The 6,639-nt window shown below is 69.4% G+C and carries 5 protein-coding genes; all 5 read left to right on the top strand.

Annotated features, from left to right (window positions below; genetic code table 11):
• Positions 1–209: 209 nt before the first annotated feature.
• On the top strand, positions 210–1,565 hold the full coding sequence (locus E3O47_RS08190; RefSeq protein WP_104099416.1) for an MFS transporter: 1,356 nt from the start codon (positions 210–212) through the stop codon (positions 1,563–1,565).
• Positions 1,566–1,578: 13 nt separating this feature from the next.
• On the top strand, positions 1,579–3,174 hold the full coding sequence (locus E3O47_RS08185) for a fumarylacetoacetate hydrolase family protein (protein WP_134420167.1): 1,596 nt from the start codon (positions 1,579–1,581) through the stop codon (positions 3,172–3,174).
• Positions 3,171–3,941 (top strand): GntR family transcriptional regulator, encoded by a 771-nt coding sequence (locus E3O47_RS08180; RefSeq protein ID WP_134420165.1) that lies wholly within the window; start codon positions 3,171–3,173, stop codon positions 3,939–3,941. The genes E3O47_RS08185 and E3O47_RS08180 overlap by 4 nt, the downstream gene beginning before the upstream one ends.
• 113 nt (positions 3,942–4,054) lie before the next feature.
• Positions 4,055–5,014 carry a 4-hydroxy-tetrahydrodipicolinate synthase gene (dapA, locus tag E3O47_RS08175; RefSeq protein ID WP_134420163.1) on the top strand — a complete coding sequence of 320 codons (960 nt, stop codon included), beginning with the start codon at positions 4,055–4,057 and terminating at the stop codon, positions 5,012–5,014.
• A gap of 18 nt (positions 5,015–5,032) precedes the next feature.
• A complete protein-coding gene (hpaE, locus tag E3O47_RS08170; protein ID WP_134420177.1) occupies positions 5,033–6,568 on the top strand; it encodes a 5-carboxymethyl-2-hydroxymuconate semialdehyde dehydrogenase in 1,536 nt (511 codons plus the stop codon).
• The last annotated feature ends 71 nt before the right edge of the window (positions 6,569–6,639 follow it).

The following is a 6,639-nucleotide window of genomic DNA, read 5'->3' as shown; positions in this document are numbered from 1 at the left end:
CGGGCGCCAGCAGCCGGGCGGGCGGGCGCCGACCGGCCGGGCGCCGGCAGCCGGCCCGGCGCACGGCGGCATCCGGACCACGAGACGGCGGCACCATCCAGGCCCCCGGACGACCCCGTTCCTAGCCCTGTAGATAATATACGATCTGTGATACCGTTTCGAGATCGCACGATTCCAGCACCACACAGGGAAATACAAAGGGGTATTCCATGGCATTGACGACCGACCGAGCGAGCGCCGCGAAAGCGACCGCCGCGAAACGACACGAGGAACGCCGGGTCCTCGCCGGCACCATGGTGGGCACCACCATCGAGTGGTACGACTTCTTCATCTACGCGCAGGCCGCCGGCCTTGTGCTGGCCGGGCTGTACTTCGCCCCGCTCGCCAACGACAACGCCGGTCTGGCGCAGCTCGTGGCCTGGGCCTCCCTCGGCATCAGCTTCCTCTTCCGCCCGCTGGGCGCGGTCGTGGCCGGCCACCTCGGTGACCGCCTCGGCCGCAAGGCCATGCTCGTGCTGACGCTCGTCATCATGGGCGCGGCCACGGCACTGATCGGCCTCCTGCCGACCTTCGAGCAGATCGGCGTCTGGGCGCCGATCCTGCTGATCGTGCTGCGCATCCTGCAGGGCTTCTCGGCCGGCGGGGAATGGGGCGGTGCCGCCCTGATGTCGGTTGAGCACGCCCCGGTCAATAAGCGCGGATTCTTCGGCGCGTACCCGCAGATCGGCGTGCCGACCGGGCTCATCCTCGCCACCGGCGTCATGCTCCTGGTGACCAGCACGATGAGCGAGGAGGCCTTCCTCGCCTGGGGCTGGCGCATCCCGTTCCTCGTCTCGGTGCTGCTTATCGTGGTCGGCTTCATCATTCGCCGCTCGGTCGACGAGAGCCCCGTCTTCAAGGAGATGCAGGATCGCAAGAAGGAATCGGCCGCCCCCCTCCGCCAGCTCTTCCGCGGCCACTGGCGCCAGGTCATCCTGACCGCCCTGATCTTCATCGCCAACAACGCCGCCGGCTACCTGTTGATCGCGTTCTTCTCCTCCTACGCCACCAAGCCGGTCGAGGCCGGCGGCCTGGGCATGGAACGCTCCCCCGTGCTGCTGGCCAGCACCATCGCCGCCGCGTTCTGGCTCGCGTCGACGATGATCGGCGGCATCCTCTCCGACAAGATCGGGCGCATCCGCACGTTCCAGTTCGGCTACGCCTGGCTGTTCCTCTGGGCCATCCCGATGTTCCTGCTGATCGACACCGGCGAGATCCTCTGGTTCACGGTGGCGCTCGTCGTGCTGGCCAGCGGGCTCGGCTTCTCGTACGGTCCACAGGCGGCGCTTTACGCGGAGATGTTCCCGGCTCAGGTACGCTACTCGGGCGTGTCCATCGGCTACGCCATGGGTGCCATCCTCGGTGGGGCGTTCGCTCCCCTGATCGCGCAGCTGCTGCTGGACGAGACCGCCTGGTCACCGTCGATCGGCATCTACATCATGGTGCTGGCCACGATCTCCTTCGTCGCGGTCTCCGTGGTGAAGGAAACCCGTGGAGTCCCGCTCGGCATTTCCCAGCACGACTAGAAAGCCGCAAAACATGCCGAACTCGACCTCCGTGGGCGCCGCCGACGTCAGCGCAAGCAACAGCGCAAGCACCAGCGCGACCGGCAGCGCAAGCAACAGCGCGGGTATCAGCGTCACCGCCACCACCGATCTCGCCACACCGGGCAAGATCATTGCGGTGCACCTCAACTACCCGAGCCGGGCCGCCCAGCGCGGCCGCACGCCGGAGCAGCCGTCGTACTTCCTCAAGCCGGCGTCGTCGCGGAGTTCCAGCGGCACGCCGGTGGAACGGCCCGACGGATGCGAGCTGCTGGTGTTCGAGGGCGAGATCGCGCTGGTGATCGGGCGCCGCACCCGCGGCGTCTCGCCCGAGGAGGGCTGGGCGGCGGTCTCGCACGTGACCTGTGCCAACGACTTCGGCGTGTACGACCTGCGCTACGCCGACAAGGGCTCGAACCTGCGCTCGAAGGGCGCCGACGGCTTCACCCCCGTCGGGCCGACACTGCTGCCGGCGGCCGGCCTCGACCCGGCAGCGCTGCGCATCCGCACCTGGGTCAACGGCACGCTCGTACAGGAGGACACGACCGCCGACCTGCTCTTCGGGTTCGGCCGGCTCGTCGCCGACCTCTCGCAGCTGCTCACGCTCGAGCCCGGCGACCTGATCCTCACCGGCACGCCGGCCGGATCGTCGGTCGTCGTGCCCGGCGACATCGTCGAGGTCGAAGTGGATGCCCCAGGAGCCCCGGGCGCACCCCGCACCGGCCGCCTCGTCAGCCCGATTCGGCAGGGCACGGTGCCGTTCGGCGCGTTCGGGGCCGGCCCGCGGGTCGACGATCTGCAGCGCACCGAGGCGTGGGGTTCGGCGGAGGCGGCCGGGCTCGCACCGGCATCCGTCACCGCACCCACAGCGGAGCAGACGCCCCCGCCGTTCGCCCTCACCCCCGAGCTGAAGGCCCGGATCAACAGTGTGGGCACCGCCACCCTCAGCGCCCAGTTGCGCAAGCGCGGGCTCAACTCGGTGTCGATCGACGGCCTCGGCTCGACCCGGCCGGGCGCCCGTCTCGTCGGCCGGGCCCGCACACTCCGGTACATTCCGGCGCGGGAGGACCTGTTCGAGTCGCACGGCGGCGGCTACAACGCCCAGAAGCGCGCCTTCGACTCGCTCGGACAGGGCGACGTGCTCGTGATCGAGGCCCGCGGCGAGCGCGGCACGGGCACGGTCGGCGACATCCTCGCCCTGCGCGCCCAGATGCGCGGCGCGGCCGGCATCGTGACGGATGGCGGTGTGCGCGATCTCGCGGCCGTCACCGCCCTGGAGATCCCGACCTACCACGCCGGACCGCACCCTGCCGTGCTCGGACGCCGGCACGTGCCGTGGGACACGGACCTGACCGTGGCCTGCGGCGGGGCATCCGTGCAGCCCGGCGACGTGATCGTCGGGGACGCCGATGGGCTGATCGTGATCCCGCCGCACCTGGTTGAGGAGGTGGTCGCCGCAGCCATCGTGCAGGAGCGCGAAGAGACCTTCATCGCCGCCATGGTCACGGCCGGGCACGGCGTCGACGGGCTCTACCCGATGAACGCCGAGTGGAAGGCCCGGTATCGGGTCTGGCTGGAGGAACAGGCATGACGGCCTCGGTCTCGACAGGATCGACTGGATCGACAGGCTCGGCGGGCTCGACTGGCGTTGCGACTGGCTCGACCACCGGCGTCTCGACCACCGGCGCGGAGGCGTCGCTGAGCAAGGCGCAGCTCGCCCACCGGTGGATCCGGGCCCGCATCTCCGACGGCAGCTTCAGCCCGGGCTACCGCCTGGTGCTCGGGCAGATCGCCCGGGAGATCGGTGTCAGCACCGTGCCGGTGCGGGAGGCCATCCGCCTGCTGGAGGCAGAGGGTCTGGTCACGTTCGAGCGCAACGTCGGCGCCCAGGTGGCCATGCTCGACGTCACCGAGTACACCCACACGATGCAGACGCTGGCCCTCGTCGAGGGCTACGCCACCGCCCTGTCGGCGCCGCGGCTCGACCCGGAGACGCTGCTGCGCGCCCGGGAGATCAACGCGGAGATGGACGAGTGCCTGCACCACTTCGACCCGGTGCGTTTCACCAGCCTGAACCGCGAGTTCCACTCGGCCCTGTTCGAGGCCTGCAGCAATGCGCATATCCTCGACCTGGTGCAGCGGGGCTGGAGCCGGCTCGGTACCCTGCGCGAATCCACGTTCAGCTTCGTGCCCGGTCGGGCGCACGAGTCCGTCGCCGAGCACACCGCGCTACTCGACCTGATCGAGGACGGCGCCGATCCCCTGCAGATCGAACTGGCCGCGCGCGACCACCGGCTCGGCACCCTGAACGCCTTCCTCGCCCAGCAGCACGCCGCCCCCACCGCCTCCACCCCCTAACAGCCAATCCCGCAACTGTTCCCGTAACGGACGACTGTTGCCCGCACACCGGGAACATTCGTCCGATTCGGCAACAGTTGCGGACGCATCCGTTGCCCTCGAAAGGAAGAACAATGAAGTTCCGCACCGACCCGAGTCAGATCACAGGCTCTATCGCGCCCCTGATGAGCCCGTTCACGGCCGACGGCGCCGTCGACCACGCCGGCCTCACCAACCTCGTGAACTGGCAGCTCGCCTCCGGCACGCACGGGATCTCGCTCGGCGGCTCCACCGGCGAGCCGAGCTCGCAGACCATCATCGAACGTGCCAGCGCGATCCGCACCGTGGCCGCCGCGGTCGGCGACCGGGTGCCGTTCATGCCCGGCACCGGCTCGGCCAAGCTCGACGAGACCCTCGAGCTCACCGCCGCGGCCCGGGACGCCGGCGTCGACGCCGCCCTGATCATCACCCCCTACTACGCCCGCCCCACCCAGGAAGCCCTCTACGTCTGGTACAAGACCGTGGCCGAGGAGTTTCCGGACCTGCCGATCGTCGCCTACAACGTGCCCAGCCGCACCGCCGTGGACATCGCCCCGGAGACCATCGCCCGCCTCTACCGCGATTTCGACAATTTCGTCGGCGTCAAGGAGACCACCAAGGACTTCGAGCACTTCTCCCGGGTGCTGCAGCTCTGCGGCCCCGAACTGCTGGTCTGGAGCGGCATCGAACTGCTCTGCCTGCCTCTGCTGGCCCTCGGCGGCGTGGGATACATCAGCGCCACGAGCAACATCGCCCCGGTCGCGCACGTCGAGATGTACAACGCGTGGATGGCCGGCGACATCGAGACGGCCCGACGCATCCACTACGGCCTGCACCCACTCGTCGACCTGCTTTTCGTCGAGACGAACCCGGCCCCGGGCAAATGGGTGCTCGAGCAGCGCGGCCTGATCGAGAGCGGCTTCGTGCGCCCGCCGCTGATCACCCCGACGGATGCGGGCATCGCCAAAATGCAGGCGCTCCTGGCCGCCGGCGAGCAGTACCTCTCCCCCGTCGACGGCTTCACTGTCGCCGGCTTCACCCCGAAAGCAGCCTGAGCCATGACCGACACCACCATGACCGAGACCGCCGTGACCGACACCACCACCACGAGAACCCGCGCGCAGCACGTGCCCGAGAACCTGCCGTCCCGCATCCAGCACTTCATCGGCGGCCGGTTCGTCGACAGCGTCTCCGGCGCGACCTTCAACGTGCTCGACCCGGTGTCGAACCAGACCTACGCCACCGCCGCAGCCGGCCAGAAGGAAGACGTGGACCTCGCCGTCGCCGCCGCGACCGACGCCTTCGTGGCCGGGCCGTGGCCGAGGATGAAGCCGCGCGAACGCTCCCGCATCCTGAACAAGATCGCCGACGCCGTCGAGGCCCAGGATGCCCGCCTCGCCGAACTCGAGACGTTCGACACCGGCCTGCCGATCACCCAGGCCCTCGGCCAGGCCAAGCGGGCAGCCGAGAACTTCCGCTTCTTCGCCGACCTGATCGTGGCGCAGACCGACGACACCTACCAGGTGCCAGGCAGCCAGATCAACTACGTCTTCCGCAAACCGGTCGGCGTGGCCGGGCTGATCACCCCGTGGAACACCCCGTTCATGCTGGAGAGCTGGAAGCTCGCCCCCGCACTGGCCGCCGGCTGCACGGTCGTGCTCAAGCCGGCCGAGTTCACGCCGCTGTCGGCGAGCCTGTGGGCGGAGATCTTCCGCTCCGCCGGGCTGCCCGACGGGGTCTTCAACCTGGTCAACGGGCTGGGTGAGGAGGCCGGGGACGCGCTGGTCAAGCATCCGGATGTCCCCCTCATCTCGTTCACGGGCGAGACCACCACGGGTCAGACCATCTACCGCAACTGCGCCGCGAACCTCAAGGGCATGTCGATGGAGCTCGGCGGCAAGTCCCCCGCCGTGGTCTTCGCCGACGCCGACCTCGAGGCCGCGCTCGACTCGACCCTGTTCGGGGTGTTCTCGCTCAACGGCGAGCGCTGCACCGCCAGCAGCCGCATCCTGGTGGAACGCCCGATCTACGACGACTTCTGCGCCCGCTATGCGGCCCGGGCACAGAACATCGTCGTCGGCGACCCACACGACCCTGCCACCGAGGTCGGCGCGCTCGTGCACCCCGAGCACTACGCCAAGGTGATGAGCTACGTCGAGATCGGCAAGAGCGAGGGCCGCCTGCTCGCCGGCGGCGGCCGCCCCCAGAACCTGCCAGAGGGCAACTACGTGTCCCCGACCGTGTTCGCGGATGTCGCCCCGACGGCCCGCATCTTCCAGGAGGAGATCTTCGGACCGGTCGTGGCGATCACGCCGTTCGACACCGACGAAGAAGCCCTCGAGCTGGCCAACGGCGTCAAGTATGGCCTGGCCGCATACATCTGGACCAGCAACCTCACCCGGGCGCACACCTTCGCGCAGTCGATCGAGGCGGGCATGGTCTGGCTCAACTCACACAACGTGCGGGACCTGCGCACCCCGTTCGGAGGGGTCAAGGCCTCGGGCCTCGGCCACGAGGGCGGCTACCGCTCGATCGACTTCTACACCGAGCAGCAGGCCGTGCACGTTTCCCTCGGGCCTGTGCACACCGCCCGCTTCGGCGCCCACTGATCTCGGGTCCCCGGTCCCGGGTCCCGACACGCTCGACCACCGACACGCTCGACCACCGCGACATCTCAATG

Origin of the sequence: Cryobacterium sp. TMT2-17-1 (genome assembly GCF_004402765.1) — a bacterium.
GTDB lineage: Bacteria > Actinomycetota > Actinomycetes > Actinomycetales > Microbacteriaceae > Cryobacterium > Cryobacterium sandaracinum.
The sequence above is the reverse complement of the archived record's forward strand: the minus strand, read 5'-3'. Positions and strand labels throughout refer to the sequence as shown.